Source organism: Mycobacterium gordonae, from assembly GCF_017086405.1.
Classification (GTDB): domain Bacteria; phylum Actinomycetota; class Actinomycetes; order Mycobacteriales; family Mycobacteriaceae; genus Mycobacterium; species Mycobacterium gordonae_D.
This window is the reverse complement of the sequence record NZ_CP070973.1, coordinates 708,122-725,169: the sequence shown is the minus strand read 5'-3', so window position 1 is coordinate 725,169 and position 17,048 is coordinate 708,122. Positions and strand designations below refer to the sequence as shown.

The following is a 17,048-nucleotide window of genomic DNA, read 5'->3' as shown; positions in this document are numbered from 1 at the left end:
GCGCGGCTAACCGCCCCACTTGGCGGCTTCGGCCGCATCCCGGGCCATCATCGACATGGTGTTGGCTTCATGGGTGCTGGCCATCGCCTGATAGGCGCGAACCAGGTCCTCCATGGCCTGATTCCACTGCACCTGCCAGGCCTGGTAGGTCACCCCGGTGTCACCCTGCCAGGCGTTCTGCAGCGCGGCCTGCTCGGCCGAGATGTCGGCGCCCAGGCCCTGCAAGGTGCCAGCGTAGCCCGACATGTCCCCGGCGTGGGCGAGCATCGCCGGGTAGTTGTACATGATCTGCGACATGATTGATCCTTTCTCGAAGCCGGGCTCAGAAGCCGGTGTAGGACGAAGCGGCCGCGGCGTCGGCGGCCACATACGTGCCGGCAGCCTCACCCAGGTTCGCCTGCGCGATATCGAGCAAGGTGTTCACCCGAGCCGCCACCTCGACGAAACGGGCGTGGGCAGCCTGAAACGCCGCTGAGGACTCACCCTGGTGAAACGCTTGCGCCGACATGGCCGCCTGCTCGGCCTGGCCGATGGTGTGTCGCATCAACCCCGCCTTGGCGCCGAACGCCGCCTGCGAGGACACCAACTGCGGAATATGAGCGTCCAACATACTCATAGCTCTTCCTTTCCTTGATTTGAATCAGATTTCCCTGCTCGGCAAGTCATCTCGCTGACTTCCGGCTCCCCCTTCCTCTCGACCCCGCTCCCAGGTCCCCGGGACCATCGGCATTCGCGGACCGCCGCCGAAGTCGTCGGCGGCCAGCGCGGTCAACCCGGCCGCCTCCAACAGCGTCTCGGTGGGCACCGTCCCGGCGAAGCCGAACCTGCCGGCCCCCCGCTCGGAAGCCTGCGTGTCGACGCCGATTGCCCGGGACGGCTCCGGACATCCCCCGGATCCCGTCGCGTCCATGTCCAGGAATTCGTCGCTGTGGTCGTGCAGCTGTGCGCGGCGGCGCCGTTTAGCCCGGGCCGACGCGCTGCTGACCGCGGCCGCACCGGCCGCCGGGATGGTCGCCGCAGGCGCCTTCGCGGCGCTGCGGCCACCGACCGTCGGGCCTAGGCTGGGTCCCCAATCGCCGCCCACCGCAACGACATAGGGGGCGATGGTCGTCCCGGTGGCCGCCGCCGGGGCAGCCGCGCCGGCACTGGAGCCGGCGGCGGCGGCACCAGCCGGTGTGCCGGCCACGCTGCCCGTCGCCGGCACCATCCCCGCGACGGGCCACACCGCGTGGGCGGTGGTGGCGGCCAGCGCCAATGGCGCCGCGGCGGCCGGCACCGCCACCGGTGCCACGGCCGGCAGCAACGTTATTGCGCTCAGACCCAGGGTGAGGCCGACCGGCAGCAGGAACGGTGAACTCAGGACCATGCCCCAGAACGGCCAGCCGACGAGGTTGAAGAACACCTGATAGGCCAGCGCGAACAGCAACGGGCCATAGGTGACGATCGCCGCTTCGGGATTGGTGAGGAAGGCGACGATGATCTTGAACGTGTTGCCGATCGGGTCCTGCAGGAAGGCCGCGATCTCTTTGAACATCGCGGAATAGAAGCTGGTGTAGGCGTTGTACAACTGCTGCAGCAGCTGCAGCAGCCATTGCCATGGATCCGTTGCGGCCGCGGCCGAGGCTGCGTTGCCGGTCAGCTCACCCCCGGGATTCACCACCGCCGGCGCCGGGCCGGTCCGCGGCACAGCCGCCAACGCCGCGCCGGCGGCCGCCTGATACAGCGCCATGGTCGCGGCCGCCTGCAGCCACATCCGCAGGTAATCCGCTTCGTTGAGCGCGATGGGAATCGTGTTGATACCAAAGAAATTCGTCGCGACCAGCACGCCGTGCACCAGGTGGTTGGTGGCCAGCTCGGCCAGCGTCGGCATCGCCGCCAGCGCGGTGGTGTATGCCGCGGCGGCGGTGTCGAGCTGGGCCGCCGTCGCGGCAGCATCGGCACTGGCCTGCAGCAGCCAGGCCACGTACGGCTGATGTGCGGCCACATACTGCTCCGCGCTCGGCCCCTGCCAGGCGCCGGCCGCCACCGCCCCCAACAACCCCTCGAGTTCCGCTGCCGCCGAGGCATATTCGGCACTGAGCGCGGTCCAGGCACCGGCGGCCGCCAACAGCGACGCCGGGCCAGGTCCACCGCTCAGCAACGCCGAATGCACCTCCGGCGGCGAAGCAACCCACAGGGGCCCCAGGGGGGAGCTCATCAGCCGCCAGCGATCCCGTAGGTCGCAGCGGCCGCCGCGTCACCGGCGAGGTAACTGACGCCGGCCTCGCCGACGCCGATACCGGCACGCCCCAACTCCTCGACACCCTGGGCGGCGACGGCGGCGTGCTCCTGGCCCTGGGCGCTGAAACCGGCGGCGGTCTGCAGCGACACCGGGTCGGCCGCCGGCGGAACCACCGCGGTGATCAACGGGGCCGCGTTGGCATGTGCGGCAGCCAGTCTCGCCGTCAGCGCCTCGACCGCGGCGCTCGCACTGGCCAGTCCCTCCGGAACCACTCGCAACGTCATGACTGACTTCCCTCCTGTTGCGTTTCACCAAATAACGCGGCCGCACCGACCATCGGATTGACCAATTGCACAAATGTCGGGGTGTCGCTGTCGGACAACAAGATTCCGCGTCCGGCCGGCAGCCGGCTGAACCGCTGACCGCGGATCTTGCCGCTGTCCTGCGGGTTGCCGGCCAACATCAGCGTCGTCGCTTGCAGGTCGTTGAATCGGCGCAACAACGGGTTGGTCATCAACGCGTGCGCCGATCCGGACGCGCGGCCGGTGACGATCACCCGCAACCCCAGATCACTGGCCTGACCGAGCAGGCCGATCAGCGGACTCCAGGGGCGCTGCCCGACGTAGGGTCCACTGGTCGCCGCGGAGTCCGGAACCTGGTCGACGTCATCGATGATCAGGTAGTGGGTGTGGCCCTGATACGTCCAGCGCGACAACTCCGCCGGCGACAGGCCGGCCGGCGGGCGGCGTGACTCGATGATGTTCGCCAGACCGATCATCGCCGGGGTGATCCGGTCGATGTTGGCGGTGTACTCGTTGTCCGGGAACAGCGGCTCGTCGACCAGGTGCAGGCGACGATCGAGCACCGTGAAGGCCACGGTGTCGGGGATCGAATTCTCCCGGATGGTGCGGATGATGTGGCGCAGCAAGGTGGTCTTGCCCGATTTGCTATCCCCGAACACCATCAGCAGCGGGTGCTCGGCGAAGTCGTGCACCACCGGCGCCAGGTCTTCTTCGCGCTGGCCGATGACCATTTGTTCCGGGCCGCGGTACATGGCGCCGACCGCTTGCGGAGCAAGGTTGGTGGGCAGCAGCCGCACCGGCGCGGCCGTCTGCCCCGGGTAGCGCGCGTTGATCGCCGGGATCTGGTCCAATTCCGGCTCCGCGAACAGGAAGTGCTGGGCCGCCATCGTCAGCCCGCGCCCAGGCTGGTCGTGCGGAATGGCCTCGGCCGGACGGTGCAGCGCCCCCGCCACGCGCACGTTGCTGTCGCGCGCGTCGTGCAATTTCAGCTCGAGGCGCAGCCCCAGCCCGTCGCGCATCGCCAGCGGCACCTCCAGCCAGCTCGGCGTGGTGACGACCACGTGGATGCCGTATGCCAGACCGCCATTGACCAGCTCGGTCACCCTGGCCAGCAACGGGTTGCGGGTGTTGAACTGGTCGACGTTGTCGCGGCCGAAGCCGTAGAGGTTGTCGATGACCAGGAAAACCTCACCGAAGCCGTCATCGCCGACCGACCCGTTGCTCTGCCCGTTGGGCTGCCGGTCCCGGACCGCCTCCCGGCGCTGGCGGGCCAGCAGCAGCTGCTCCAGCTCGCCGAACGTCCGGCGAATGCGTTCGGGTTCGAGCGCGGTGGCAACGCCGCCGACGTGCGCCAGCCCTTCCAGCGCGCGTAGCTGCCCACCGCCGTAGTCCAGGCAATAGAAGGTGACGTCACGCGGCGAGTGCAGACTGGCGGCCGACAGGATGAATGTCTGCAGCGCAGTCGATTTCCCGGACTTGGGTCCACCGTGGATCACCATGTTGCCGGCCGAGGACGTGGCGTCGAAAACCAGCGGGTCGCGACGCATCTCGAACGGCTTGTCCACCTCACCGAGCGGCCAGCGCCAGGTGCGGGGCGGCACACCGGCTCTGGCCAGCGTCGAGGTCAGCGGGATCGGCTCGTCCAGCGGCGGCAGCCACAGCTGCGGGGCCCGCGGCCCGTAGCCGGCCAACTGCTCGCCGATGGTCGCGATCAGCTTGCGCGGTGGTCCGACGCTCTCGTCCTCGTCGGCACCGGAGATCACGGTGCCCGGATCCGGCTCCACCGCTCCGGCGGGGAACAGCTTCGGCTCCGGAATAGACTGGACCACCATGGTTTTCGCCGTCTGAGGGGGTTCGTAGATGCCGTCGACGTAGGTCGAGCGGAACTTGATCGGTGCCGCCCCCGGCGCCGGCACCAGGAAACCGATGCCTTTGTGCTCCTTGCCCGATTCGATGTGGTAGGCATCCTCCACACCGATGATCTGGCGAGAAACGCTGGGGCTGGCCACCTTCAGACCAATACGGTAGGAGGTGTTCTTGTCGATGTCCTTGATCTTTCCGACATCGAGCGTCTGCGATGCGAACAGGATGTGGATGCGGAACGAGCGTCCCTTGCGCGCCACGTAGTCGAACAGCTCCGCATATTCCGGATGATCGGCGAGCATCAGAGTGAACTCGTCGGCTACCACGAAAAGCGTTGGGATCGGCGCCAGATCGTGTCCGTCCGCGATCGCGTTCTCATATTCGGTGACCGAGTTGAACGCGCTGCCCTGCACCTTGCGGCCGGCCTCGCGCAGCAGCATCTCGCGCCGGGCCACCTCGCCGCGCAGCGTGTCGGCGAACCGGTCGGCCAGCGACTTCTTCTCGGCCATGTTCGAGATCACGGCGACGACCTGCGGGAAGTTGCGGAAACTGTCGGCGCCGGCCTCGCCCTTGAAGTCGGCGTAGATCACGATCAGCCGGTCGGCGGGGTGAGTGGTCAACAGCGACAACAGAATCGACATCAGGGTCTGCGACTTGCCCGAACCCGTCATGCCGATCATCAGGCCGTGCGGACCCATGCCACCCTCGGCCTCGTCCTTGAGGTCGAACATCAGCGGTTCGCCGGTGGCGGTGACCCCGATCGGAACGCGCAACTCGTCGTCCCGGTTCCGCGGCGCCCACAGGGCCGGCACATCCAGCCGGGAGGCATCCGAGATGCCCAGCAGCGTGGTGAAGTTGGCACCGCGGGTGGCCGCCGAGCGCAGCCCGGTGTGTGTCGGGTTGGAATCCCAGCGCGACAACCGACGCGCCAGGTGCGCGGCATCGCGCGCACTGAATTCGTCGGCGGAGTCGATGTAGGGCTGCCAGCCGCCGGTCTGCCACCGTTCGATAGCGCCGCCGGAGATCCGCAGGATCGGCTTCTCCGGATCCGAGTACTGCTCCCGGTGCGGTTGGGTGTCCGCGAGATGCACCACGGTGACAGCCGCGCGTCCTGACGCCAGCGTGGAGACGTTCAGGTCGTAGTCGGGGTCGTCAACCACGATCAGCAAGTGCCGCAACGCGTCTACCGACCGGCCGGTGAACGCCGGGCGGTCGTCCAGCGCGGGTGCGAGCAGATCGGCGAGCTCATCGGGATCGTCGCTCAGATAGCGGGCCGGTCCGACGCCGTCGAGGCGGCCGGGAACATCGACGTGCGGCAACCATTTCAGCCACGACCAGTCATCGCCCTCCAGGTCCCGGGTCGCCAGCGCGACTCCCAGCACCGTCGGGTCGTGCCAGGTCACCGCCTGAGCTATCCAGGCCCGCACCGCTGCCCGCGCCTGCTCGGCATCGCCGAGCACGGTGATCCGGGAGACCTTGGTCAGGTCGATTCCCGTCGGCACGTCGCGGACTGTGCGCTGGGTGTCCAGCAGGCTACGTAATGCGCTGTGCGACACCGGTTCCAGGTCGATCTCGTCGGCGGTGTCGTTGACCCGCAGCGCGGTCGACAGGGGCGCCGTGTGGCGACCGGCCCGCAGCACCAGGAAGTCGGGGTCGTGCGGGTCGCGCTCCCACTGACGCCGGGACCCGGGCACCGCGGACAGCGTCTCCGGCTCCGGGTGCGACCACTGAGCCGCCGCACGTTGTTCGGCCGCCTGGGCACGGATGTTGTCCCGGACCACCGACAGGTAGCGCAGATAATCGGCCCGTTCGGCGTCGACTTCCTCGGTGCGCATCTTGTTGTCGTTGCCACGGTAGAGCGCGGTTGCGGCCAACAAGAGCACAAACGGGAAGAACAACGTCTGGGGCGAGATCACCTTCATACCGGTGGCGAACAGCGCCACGATCATGCCGACGATCAGGATCCCGATCAGGTACGGCATCGCGCGCCGGAACAGCGACGGCGGAATCGCCCGGGGCAGTTCCGGTGGTGCCTCGATCGTGATCGTGCCCTTGCGGGCGCTGGGCGGGGTCAGCCGCCGACGGGCCTCGAAGATCAGTCTGCTCATCGGGGTTCCCCTTCGGCGGTTACCGGGCGACCCGGCCGGCTGTCGGGCGGCAGGCCGTCATGCGCCAGCAGCGCGTCGGCGCGCGACAGCGTCGGGCCGGGTGCTAACAAGGACAGGATGGACCACGGGATACCCAACGGTGGTGACGCGAGACCAAGGGCCTCAACCGTCTTGCTGCGTCCGTCGGCCCCCGATCGGCTGTCGGACTCGTTGTCGATGCCATAGCGCACGCCGGTGTCCGACACCCAGAACAACGATCCGGTGGCCGGCGCCGCTGCGCCCCCGCCCACCGTCTGGGTGAAGTATCCGGCGCCGGGTTCCAGCCCTACTCTTGCTCCGCCGCCGACCAGTTCGACCGTGCGCAGACCCTCGCGGAGCGGCAGTGCCGATCCCGCCAGCAGGCTCAGCGAACTGGTGGCGGCCCCGGCGGGCTTGCTCCAGAATGCGCAGGTGATCGGGCTGCTGGCCGGGCTGACCAGCGTCACCGGCTGGGCGGGGTAACGCCCGCTGTCCAGCAGCCGCGATACCGGCAGCTTTGCGATGTCGTCGGCGCCCAGGCGCGGCGGTTGCTGCAGCCCATAAGAATTCGTGTTGCGCAGGATGGCGGCCAGCACCGGTGAGATCGGTTGCAGACCGTCCGGCAGCACCGCGTAGTAGGTGACGGTGTCCGATGCGCGGCGGTCCACCGCGTAAGAGACCACCACCCCGCCGATCGGCGCGGGCACGGCGAAGCCGGCTGGGGCGCCCGCGTTGGGAATGGCAGGGGCAGCCAAGGGTGGCGACTCGGGGACGGCGTTGAACAGGCCCGCTGCGACCGGGCGCGGCGCGGGCACGTCGGTACCCAGGCCGAGCGCGTTGGTGACGGCGTGGTCGGCCAGATCGATCCGGCTGCGCTTGCCATCCCACAACACCCAGGTGCTGTTTCCGTTGTCGACCAGGACCACCTGACTTGACGCGATCGCCGCGGCCCGGGCGCCCTCACTGTAGGGCTTGCCGGCGATGACGGTCACACCCGTGCTGCGCGCGCCGCGCCCGGGCTGCCCGCTGACTCCGTCGCACACCGTCCAGGCGGCGTCACGAGAGGTGTTCTGCACCATGCGCTCCGGCGCACCCGGAATGCCGATCAGATTGCCGCGCGGAAATCGGTCCAGCTCAGTGCTTTTCACCGTGGTCGGATTGACCGGCTGGCCGGCGATCAGCCGGGCGGAGGTGAGGTTGAGCACCGGGTGCAGCTGGTCTCCGACGCGCACGTAGAGCGCGGCGGTGGACCGGTCGGCCAGCACCGTGTTGCTGCCCACCTGACCATTGGGCCGGATCAACGAAAACACAAAGCAGCCAAGCAATCCGGTGACCAGCAACAGCACGCCCATCAGCACCGCACGTGACTGGGTGCGCAGCGGATCGACGAGCATCCTGGTGTCGTGCAACGCAATTCCGGAAGCAATGCGGCGCATCACGAACCGCCACCCGGTCACCTGATGGCGGGTGACGAAACCGCGGCGGTAGTGCACCTGGTCGGGGTTCTCGTTGACCGGGGTGCGAGAAGCAAACGAACGCCGCTCGTCGTCCCGCTCGCCGTCGCGCTCGGTCCTGCTCATGCCGGCACCGACAGCCCGAGACCACGCAGCAGCGGGGCCACCGTGTTGCTGACGTCTTGTGCGGTGATTGTCATCAAGTCCTCATCGGTGAATTCGCCCGTGCCGGCTTGTTCGGAATGGTCGAGCCGGAACTCGCGCTCTTCCTCGGAGCGCTCGACGATGTTACGGACGAACCGGCCGTTGCCCGCGATGTCCAGGCTGCGGCGGTCGATTCCGTTGCTGTCCGGTGAGGAGGTCTGGGCCAGGTGGGTAAACAGCTTCTGCATGCCGTCCAGCGCGGCCTGCTCGAAGAGGCTGTCGCGTTGCTGGGCCATCAGATTCGCGATCTCGGTCAGCTCCGCCGGCTGGTAGGACGGGAAGTCGATGCTGCGGGTGAACCGGGACCGCAGGCCCTCGTTGGTGTCGAGGAACTTGTCCAGGTCGGCGCGGTACCCGGCGATGATGACCACCAGCCGGTCGCGGTCGTTCTCCATGCGCGCCAGCAGCGTGTCGATGGCCACCAACCCGAAGTCGTTCTTGGCTCCGGTGGCCACCAGCGCGTACGCCTCGTCGAGGAACAGCACCCCATCCAGGGCGCTGTCGATGATCGCGTTGGTCTTGGCCTCGGTCTCACCGATGTGCTGGCCGATTAGGTCCGCCCGGTGCACCTCGCGAATGTTCTCCCGCTTCAGCAGACCCAATCCGCAGTAGATCTTCGCGACGACGCGGGCGATGGTGGTCTTACCGGTCCCGGGCGGACCGGCGAACACCAGGTGGTGGGTGCGCTGGGCGACGGTGAGACCGCGTTGCTGGCGCAGCACGGCCATGGCGACCGAACTCTTCAGCCGTGACACCTGGTTCTTGACCTCGTCCAGACCGATGAAGTCGTTGAGCTGGACCTCGGCCTCGGCCAGCAGTGCGGCTTTGCGCTCGCGCGCGCCCGGGTCGACGAAATCGGCGTCGCTGGGCTCGGTTTCGGCGTCCCACGGGTCGATCCGGGCCTCGATGCGTGCCGCGGTGGTGGTGACCATCCCGAAACTCGGGTCCGACAGTGCCTGTTCGATCTCTTCGTTCTCCGGATTGGCCGCATAGAGCTCGTGCAACACCTCACTGGCGGCTTCTTCGTCCACGTGCGCGCGCAGCGCCAGCGCCTTCGCCAGGGCACCGTCGACCGCGGCGACGGCGATGGGACCTTCGGGCTCCTCCAGGTACGACAATGCCGGCGCGAACATGCCCAGCCGGGCCAGCGCGGTGCCCAGGGTGATCTTCACCGCGTGCGCAAATGCCTCGTCGAGGTCGGCGTCGTTGACGATCGGAGTGAGCAGCTTGACCACGTCCGACCAGCGCTCCGCCCGGTAGTTGATGACCACGGAGATCCAGCGGGCCTCGCGCAATTTAGGGCGGCGCTCACTGATGCGGCGGACGATCTGATCGGCCGCCGCGAACTGTCGCTCGGATGCCAGCGCGGCCGCATAGGCGAGATGGAAGTCGTCGGGCGTGGTGGCCCGGAATTGCAGATACAGGCCGGTGTCGTAGCGGAATCCGAGGGCGCCCGGCAGCAGTTCCACCTGGCGCTGCAACACCCCGGCGGTGACGACCGTCCGCGACACCTGCTCGAGCACATGCTTGGAGGTGTCGCCGGCCGCGGCCAGACCGGCCCATGCGTCGCACTGCTCGTGCGCGATGCGGGTGAGCGCGCCGAAGCCGGACCGGGCCGCGCTCAGGTCCGCCGGGCGCTGCCGCTGGTAAACCGCGATCCCGAGCGCCCGACAACAGGTGGCAAACCTGCTGACAACGTCGCCGTCCACCCTGCCGTCCGCCCGGGATGCTCGGGGCGCTGCCGCCAGCATGCCCCCATAACTGCCGTCACCGCGTTCCACGCCCGCGCCGTCTCCTGAAGTCAAGGTCGTCATTGGCAAACTCCGCCTGAGGTTGGCCTCACGAAGTTAGCATTCCCTAAGCTAACTGTCGAGGCGGCCCCTGGTGCGCAATTGACCATCCGAACTCCCGTCTCAAAGCCGTTGACCTGCGCGTTTCCCACTGAGGTCAACAGAGGGGGCCAGGTACTGAAGCTTACTGAATATGGTTTTCATTAACAACACCGGGGTGCGGTAGCCCCGGGACCCGGCACCTGGGTTCGCGGCAGCACCGGCGCCGGCGGTGCGCCGCCGCAGCCGTCGCCAGACAGCGCCGACAGGCCCGCCGCGTCGGTGACCGCTCGACAGGCGGCCATCGTATTTGCGGCCTCAATCCACATCCAGCCATAGTCGGCCTTGTCGGGTGCGATGGGAATGGTATTGATCCCGAAGAAGTTGGTCCCGCCCAGTGCCGCGGTTGGGCCGCCGCCACTCAGCGAGCGCCACACCTGGGCCGGATGAACTTCAGCCGGGACTGCCTCCCACGGCACAACATGCACAGACATGTGGTCGCACGGGCAAGGGCAAAAGTTCCCGACGCAAATCAGCTTCCTTTACGACTCATAGCGATCACATCGCCGGCGCTACGGCTTGGCGGCGCTCACCAACGTGTTGCGGGCAAACATCGGCGCCGCCTCGGAGTCGGCCTCGGGAATCGGCCGACCGACCTCTCGCAGATAGTCGTTCAACGGTGTCCCGATTGCCGTCCATCCGTGCTCACCGAACCATTGGGCGGCCGGAGCGCAACGCTCGTTGTAGACCAACTGGAAGAACGGACGCTCGTCGCCGGCGGCCCGTTCTTCTTCGACTTTGGCCCGGAATTCGTCGGGCGGCATCGGAGCCCCGTCCTCGACGGCCACGTGGCTGCCCAGGCTGGCCAGGGCGTCGATGCCGGTGAACAGCTGCTCCTGTGCGGCGGCCGGCAGATAGATCAACAACCCCTCGGCGATCCAGGCAGAGAACAATTTCGAGTCAAAGCCGTTGTCCCGCAACGCTGCCGACCAGTCGTCGCGGAGGTCGACGGCAATCTCGCGACGCTGGGCGCGGGGTTGCACGCCATGCTCGGCGAGCACCTCACGCTTGAAGTCGAGGACTTGCGGTTGATCCAATTCGTAGATCGTGGTTCCGTCCGGCCACGGCAACCGGTAGGCCCGGGAGTCCAGGCCCGCCGCCAGGATCACCACCTGGCGCGCCCCGGCAGCGGCGGCACGCTGGAAATACGCGTCGAAGTATTTGGTGCGGGCGGCCTGGAAGTTGACGAAGTGCAGCCCGAAGTCGTCGCTGAGCAGCTCGTGGTCGGAAGCATTGCCGTCGAGCACGTCGGCCCAGGAACCGCCGACGGCCCGGCAGAACAGCTCGGCATAGGGATCGACGACCAGCGGCTCCGGTTTCTTGGCCTCCAGCGCGCGCGCGGTCGCGACGAACAGCGCCGTCGATCCGACACTCGTGGTGATGTCCCAGCTGTCGCGTTCGCTTCGCACCCAACCGACCCTACGCGGGGTCCGGGTCCCAGGTCCTGGGCAGCATGGGCGATTTCGGGCCGCCGCCGAACTCGTCCTCGGCAAGCGTCGCCAAACCCGCCGCGCCCCCGGCGGATTCGTTGTGGACCGTACCGGTGAACCCGAACCGCCCGGCGCCGACCTGCGATGCCAGCGGGCCTTCGGGCGCGGCCCAGTCGGGGTCGACGTCGACGTTCATGTCCGCGAACTCGTCGCCGCTCTCGCGTAGGGCCGCACGCCGGCGGCGACGCGCTCGGGACTGTTCACGTGCCGCCACCGCGGCCGCCACGGCGGCCAGGTCGGGCTCCGAGGCCTTCCGGCCGGCACTGGCACCGGACCTCATGCCCGAACCGGACCCGATGCCCGGGCCGCCGCCGACCAGGAAGGGAAAGCCCGATCCGGCGGCGGGCCCACCGGCCGGCGGTGCCGTCCCGGCGGTGGTCGCCATGCTCGTCACGGTCGCCGTCGTGGGGGCGGGCGCGGCGGGGGCGGCCGAGGCCACCACGCTGGGAGCAGGTCCCGCGACCGGAACCCCCGACGTCGCGGCGGCGGCCGGTGGCACGACCGCGGCGACGGTCGCCGGCGGTATTCCCCCGAGTCCCGCCAACCCAGCCAAGCCGCTCACCGCGCCCAAGTTGGCGACGGCGCCACCGATCGCGGCGGACAACAGCTGCGGGGATTGCAGCAGCGGAACGAGCTGGGCCAGGTGGGTGGGCCAGTCGAACTCGGCAAGTTCGACCACGTACTCAAGTGCCCCGGCCGGGTTGGTGAACAGTTGCTGGACGAACGTCTCGAACTGCTGACCGAACTCCAGGGAGCGCGCTACCCACCAGATGGGTTGGGTCGCGTCGCTAATGTCGTGCATGTGCACGCCATTCAAGGTGGCCTCCAGGGGATCCCAGTCGATCTGGCCACCGGTCAACGTGCGCAGCAGGTCGGCGACCAGGTAGTCCAGCGGTGTCGGGTCCCCGTGGTCGTGGCCCTCGTGGCCGTCTTCGCCATGATCATGGTCGTCCCCGTGCTCGTCTTCGCCGTGGTCATGTTCGTCCCCGTCGTCGTCCCCGTGGTCGTCTTCTGCCGCCACGATCTCCGGGGCCGGTTCGGTCACCGCAACCGACGCCGCGGCCGCGTTCGACATCGCGTCGTAGCTCGCCATGGTGGTGGCCGCCTGAATCCACATCCGCGCGTAGTCAGCCTCGTTGAGGGCGATCGGGATCGTGTTGAGGCCGAAGAAGTTGGTCGCCACCAGGACGCCGTGGATCGCGTGGTTGGCGGCCAACTCCACCATCGTCGGCATCGCCGCCAGGGCCGTGGTGTAGGCGGCTGCCGCTGTTTCGTGCTCAGCAGCCGCGTGCGCGCTGGTGGCGCCGGCCTGCATCAGCCACGCGAGATAGGGCTGATGCGCGGCGACGTACTGCGCGGCGGTCGGACCCTCCCAGGCTCCGCCCTGCACCGCGGCCAGCAGAGCCAGCAATTCGTCGGCCACCTCGGTGTATTCGGCACTGAGGACCGACCACGCCGCAGCCACCGCTAACAGCGGACCCGGCCCCGGCCCGCTACTGAGCAAAGTCGAGTGCGCCTCGGGCGGCGCTGCCATCCATACCGTGGCCATCAGAAATCCCCCCATCGGCGACACCGACTTCGGACGCTAATGCCTTTGATAATCATTTTCAATTTGACGTCGATATGACGCTTCGATGACCTGCCGAAGGACCGCCGAGCAGTACCGTGCGCTGTGGCGCCGGTGACTACGGTGCCGCCGGTGACTACGGTGCCGCCGGTGACTACGGTGCCGCCGGTGACTACGGAGGCCATGGCGGCAGCGGCGGCGGCGCGGGCGGCGATGCAGGCAAAGGCGGAACGCCTTGGCGCCGGCTAGACGGTATGGAGGCGACTTGAGGCCGAAGGCCTCAAGTCGCCTCCATACCGTCTAGACCAGCGGCTTACCGGTCCTGATCCGTCGATCGAGGTCCCACAGCATCAGGTTGAAAGGGAACTGCCGAACCACCTTGGGCATCAGGCCGTTCACCGCGCCGATCACCGCCATCAGCCCGTCGAACTGCCGCTGCTTGGCGTCGTCCCACGGCAGCCGCATCTCGTCGCGAAACCGCTGCGGCAGGAAGCCGGTGGTGATCAACAGCGCGACGCTTTCCAAGGGAGTACGCAGCCAGTCCGGCAGCGGCACGCCCTTGATCCTGGCGACCGCGATCGGGTACAGGAATTCCCGCACGGTGTCGTCGATGTGCACCTTCTCCAACGACTCCTGCCAGTACCTGTCGAATGCGGCTCGATCCGGCGGCCACATTTCCGGTGGCACCTGCAGGGTGGTGCCGATCAACATGCCTTCCTGGTACATCCGGTCGGCCTCCTCCTCGGAGATCTCTCCGACGAAGATGCGGTAGACGTCGACACCGCCCTTGAAGATGCAGGCGGCGACCCACAACTGCAGCTCGGGATCGAACGCGTTGTAGGACACCGGACTGTCGGGCGTGGAATAGACCTGGGCGTGGGCGCGGTTGACCGCACGGCGAAAGGCGGCCCTTTGCACATCGGTGCCGGAGTTGGCCACCGCGATATAGGTGAACGTGGTGCGTGCGCGCTTGATGGGATGGCGGTCGATGCGTCCGCTCTCGACGCGGCTCTCTGCCACCCCGTGACCGACGCCGGGACGCGATAGCTCCATGATCACGTTGGCCGGGCCGGCCAGCAGTGCCACACCCATCAGTCCGTAGTGAGCGGCGATCCGCCGGCGGCTCCTGCCCTGCGGCCGCGGCGGGTCGGATATCGGGCGCTCGACATGGGGAGCATGGTGGTGCGCGACCGGCCCTATCGTCACGGCCCGTTCAATAGTCATCGTCCACTCCCGCCAATCGCGGCCGTAATTTGACAACGCATGTTTCCTGATATTGTCCGGCGCGGCCCGCCGATGTCAAGATGGATTGCATGACGCCCCCGAGCGCACGGCCGTACCGCGGCGTCGAGGCCGCCGAGCGGCTGGCCGCGCGCCGCAATCAGTTGCTCGCGGCAGGGTTGGACCTGCTCGGCGCCCCCGACGAGCCGGAATTGACGGTCCGCAGCGTCTGCGAGCGCGCCGGCCTGTCGGCCCGCTATTTCTACGAGAGCTTCAGCGACAAAGACGAGCTGGTGGGGCAGGTGTACGACTGGGTAATCGCCAAACTCGCAACGAACATCCAGGCCGCCGCGGCGACCGGACCGACGCATGAGCAGGCTCGCGCCGGGATGGGTGTGGTGGTACGCACGGTCGCCGAGGACGCCCGCATCGGCCGCCTGGTCTTCAGCACCAAGCTGGCCAATGCGGTCGTGATGCGCAAACGGGCCCAGTCCACCGCATTGTTCGCCCTGGTGACCGGCCGGCACGTCATCGACGTGCTCAACGCGCCGGAGAACGAGCGGGTGAAGGCAGCCACGCACTTCGCGGTCGGTGGCGTCGGGCAGACGCTGAGCGCCTGGTTGGAAGGCGACGTGACGATGGAGCCCGACGAACTTGCCGACCACTTGGCATCACTGCTGCTCGAGTTGACCGAGCCCAACCTCTACCGGCCGGCTAAGGCATCAGCGGTACCTGCCATGCCCGCATCTCGGGATCCAGCCACAGGCGCAGCCACGTCAGACGCATGATCTGCAATGCGCCGGATATCAGCAGGAAGGCCATCGGCGCTTGGATCAACATCGCGGTGACCACGGGCAGAGCGGCGTCTTCCGGTTTGGCGGTCATCAGGTCGAACCACCCGTCGCAGATCAGCAGCACACCGGTGGTGAAGCCGGTGAGCACGATCAGCTGACGGCGCAGAAATCCCAGCACCGCCGTGGCAGCCATGAACCCGAGCAACACAATGTCGAAGCCGATCCAGGTGGCGGGCCAATTGTGGGCCACGTACTTCTGCGGCAGCGTGACCGACAGGTAGCCGATCCAGGGAATCATCACGATCAAGCCGCCAACGATCAGGCCGAGCCGGATGCGCCGCATCCGGGCCAGCACCTCAGGATCTTCCAGTTCGCTCAGCGGCTTTTCCAGCCGGGTGATCAGCTCCCGCCGCTGTTGGGGGCTCAGCGCCTCGATCTGCTCGTCAGTAAGGATTCCCTCGGTCACGCTCAAAGTATCGGGGGCTACCGGCTCCCCGGCACCGGCGGGCGGCGATAAGCAGCGGTCTTCGGCACCGCCGGCGTGTCGGTGTGTCGGCATCGGTAGTTCAATCGCTGCAGCAACTGCGGCCCGGCGAACCGGCGGTTGCGCCCAAAACCCCGACTCGGAAGCTCGGCTGCAATACGCTGCACTACGCCGATCTGGCAAGCGGCGGGGGATCCCGGGTTGGCTGACGGGCGTGGCGCCATGGTCGGCGGGAGGTTCCGATGTCCTCTGTGTTCGCGGTGCCGGAGGCTTTGCTGGCGGCAGCAACGGACGTGTCCACCGTCGGATCGACGATCAGCGCCGGCCAACGCCGCCGCGGCAGCGAACACAACGAAGCTGTTGACCGCGGCAGAGGACGAGGTATCGGCCGCCATCGCCGGGGTGTTTCGGCGCGTACGGCCAGGGTTATCAGGCGCTCAGTGCACAGGCGGCGGCCGTTCACGACCACTTCGTACAGGCCCCTGAGCGGAGGGGCGTTGTCGTACGCGACGGCGGAGTCCGCCGCGGCTCAGCCGCTACAGAGCCTGGTCGACACCATCAGTGCCCAGTTCGTGTCCGCCACGGGCCGGCCGCGAATCGGTAACGGCGCCAACGGAGCCCCGGGAACCGGAACAAACGGCGGGGCGACCGGCGGTGACGGCGGGGCCGGCGGCAATGCCGTACTGGTCGGCAACGGCGGCAACGGTGGTGCCGGCGGAAAGGGCGTCTCCAACGGCGATGCCGGCGCCGGCGGGCCACTGCTAGGCAACGGCGGCAACGCGTAAGTCAGCGCGGAATCGCGCGCCGCCCGCTGATCACCGCCGGTCGGCCGCGGTCCGGGGCACCGCCGGAGTGTCGGCTTCGGTGAACTCCCTTATCCAGCAAGCGAATTCCAACATGATTCCATCGGGGTCCTGGAAGTAGAAGGATCGCACGTACACCCCTGGGTGCACGGTTGCGGACACCTGCATGGGACTTTCGTCGTGGTTGAGCACCGGGCCGACCCGTACGCCCTTGTCCTTAAGTCGCTGCCGGTAGGAGTCGAACTTGTCGGCCGGCACGTGGAAGGCAAGGTGATTCATGGTGCTCACCGCGCTGGTGATGTCCCCGATGCCGGGCAGCGCACCCGGTGACGAGATGCCTGGCACCCGGTCGGCCGCCTCGGCGAACCAGAAGAACGCGACACAGTCACCGTTACCGGCATCGAAGAAGAAGTGCTGCCCCGCGCCGCCGGGCAGGTCCAGCGACTTGATCAGCGGCATACCCAGGATGTTGCTGTAAAAGTCCACCGTGCGTTCCATGTCCGAACAGACCAACGCGACGTGGTTGATTCCGCCGAGTTCGAACTCGCTGTTGGTGTTGTACGGCTTGATCATGTTCGCGGCTCCTACCTAAGATCTAATCTGAATCTAACATCAGATTCAGATTCGGCC

Annotated in this window: 15 protein-coding genes and 1 pseudogene; 3 read left to right on the top strand and 13 right to left on the bottom strand. The window is 67.8% G+C overall.

The annotated features are described in order from the left end of the window. Positions 1-6 precede the first annotated feature (6 nt). The 10 genes from JX552_RS03065 to JX552_RS03020 form a co-directional block, all read right to left on the bottom strand. Complete coding sequence (locus tag JX552_RS03065) at positions 7-297, bottom strand: WXG100 family type VII secretion target (protein ID WP_055580201.1); 291 nt, start codon at positions 295-297, stop codon at positions 7-9. Between the two features lie 25 nt (positions 298-322). Beyond that, positions 323-616: a type VII secretion system protein EsxG gene (esxG, locus tag JX552_RS03060; RefSeq protein ID WP_205876035.1), complete on the bottom strand. Its 294-nt coding sequence runs from the start codon at positions 614-616 to the stop codon at positions 323-325. Between the two features lie 24 nt (positions 617-640). Next, entirely contained in the window at positions 641-2,197 is a 1,557-nt protein-coding gene (locus JX552_RS03055) for a PPE family protein (protein ID WP_205876034.1), read from the bottom strand. Beyond that, positions 2,197-2,505: a PE family protein gene (locus tag JX552_RS03050; protein WP_205876033.1), complete on the bottom strand. Its 309-nt coding sequence runs from the start codon at positions 2,503-2,505 to the stop codon at positions 2,197-2,199. The genes JX552_RS03055 and JX552_RS03050 overlap by 1 nt, the downstream gene beginning before the upstream one ends. Then, positions 2,502-6,494, bottom strand: a complete 3,993-nt coding sequence (gene eccCa / locus JX552_RS03045) for a type VII secretion protein EccCa (RefSeq protein WP_205876032.1) — start codon at positions 6,492-6,494, stop codon at positions 2,502-2,504. Before eccCa ends, JX552_RS03050 begins: the two co-directional genes overlap by 4 nt. After that, on the bottom strand, positions 6,491-8,092 hold the full coding sequence (gene eccB / locus JX552_RS03040; protein WP_205876031.1) for a type VII secretion protein EccB: 1,602 nt from the start codon (positions 8,090-8,092) through the stop codon (positions 6,491-6,493). The genes eccCa and eccB overlap by 4 nt, the downstream gene beginning before the upstream one ends. Further along, positions 8,089-9,951, bottom strand: a complete 1,863-nt coding sequence (gene eccA, locus JX552_RS03035; RefSeq protein WP_277396084.1) for a type VII secretion AAA-ATPase EccA — start codon at positions 9,949-9,951, stop codon at positions 8,089-8,091. Before eccA ends, eccB begins: the two co-directional genes overlap by 4 nt. A 212-nt stretch (positions 9,952-10,163) precedes the next feature. Beyond that, positions 10,164-10,493 (bottom strand): PPE domain-containing protein, encoded by a 330-nt coding sequence (locus tag JX552_RS03030; protein ID WP_205876030.1) that lies wholly within the window; start codon positions 10,491-10,493, stop codon positions 10,164-10,166. A 78-nt stretch (positions 10,494-10,571) separates the two neighbouring features. After that, complete coding sequence (locus JX552_RS03025) at positions 10,572-11,468, bottom strand: class I SAM-dependent methyltransferase (RefSeq protein ID WP_205876029.1); 897 nt, start codon at positions 11,466-11,468, stop codon at positions 10,572-10,574. Positions 11,469-11,478: 10 nt separating this feature from the next. Then, positions 11,479-13,098, bottom strand: a complete 1,620-nt coding sequence (locus JX552_RS03020; protein WP_277396030.1) for a PPE family protein — start codon at positions 13,096-13,098, stop codon at positions 11,479-11,481. A gap of 116 nt (positions 13,099-13,214) precedes the next feature. Here JX552_RS03020 and JX552_RS03015 point away from each other — a divergent pair, with 116 nt between their 5' ends. Next, positions 13,215-13,385 (top strand): hypothetical protein, encoded by a 171-nt coding sequence (locus tag JX552_RS03015; RefSeq protein ID WP_205876027.1) that lies wholly within the window; start codon positions 13,215-13,217, stop codon positions 13,383-13,385. A gap of 31 nt (positions 13,386-13,416) precedes the next feature. Here JX552_RS03015 and JX552_RS03010 read toward each other — a convergent pair whose 3' ends face one another. Then, positions 13,417-14,322, bottom strand: coding sequence for an oxygenase MpaB family protein (locus JX552_RS03010; protein ID WP_241011066.1), 906 nt, complete (start codon positions 14,320-14,322; stop codon positions 13,417-13,419). A 98-nt stretch (positions 14,323-14,420) separates the two neighbouring features. Here JX552_RS03010 and JX552_RS03005 point away from each other — a divergent pair, with 98 nt between their 5' ends. Beyond that, entirely contained in the window at positions 14,421-15,125 is a 705-nt protein-coding gene (locus JX552_RS03005) for a TetR/AcrR family transcriptional regulator (protein WP_431195911.1), read from the top strand. On the opposite strand, the gene JX552_RS03000 is transcribed toward JX552_RS03005, so the two are convergent. Beyond that, entirely contained in the window at positions 15,052-15,597 is a 546-nt protein-coding gene (locus tag JX552_RS03000; RefSeq protein WP_205876024.1) for a hypothetical protein, read from the bottom strand. The genes JX552_RS03005 and JX552_RS03000 overlap by 74 nt on opposite strands. Positions 15,598-15,857: 260 nt before the next feature. On the opposite strand from JX552_RS03000, the pseudogene JX552_RS33910 reads away from it, so the two are divergent. Then, a pseudogene (locus tag JX552_RS33910) lies at positions 15,858-16,391 on the top strand (PE family protein); the annotation flags it as partial. Positions 16,392-16,430: 39 nt separating this feature from the next. Here JX552_RS33910 and JX552_RS02990 read toward each other — a convergent pair. Further along, the gene (locus JX552_RS02990) at positions 16,431-16,991 is read right to left on the bottom strand and encodes a VOC family protein (protein ID WP_205876023.1); all 561 of its coding nucleotides are present in this window, start codon (positions 16,989-16,991) and stop codon (positions 16,431-16,433) included. Positions 16,992-17,048: the final 57 nt, after the last annotated feature.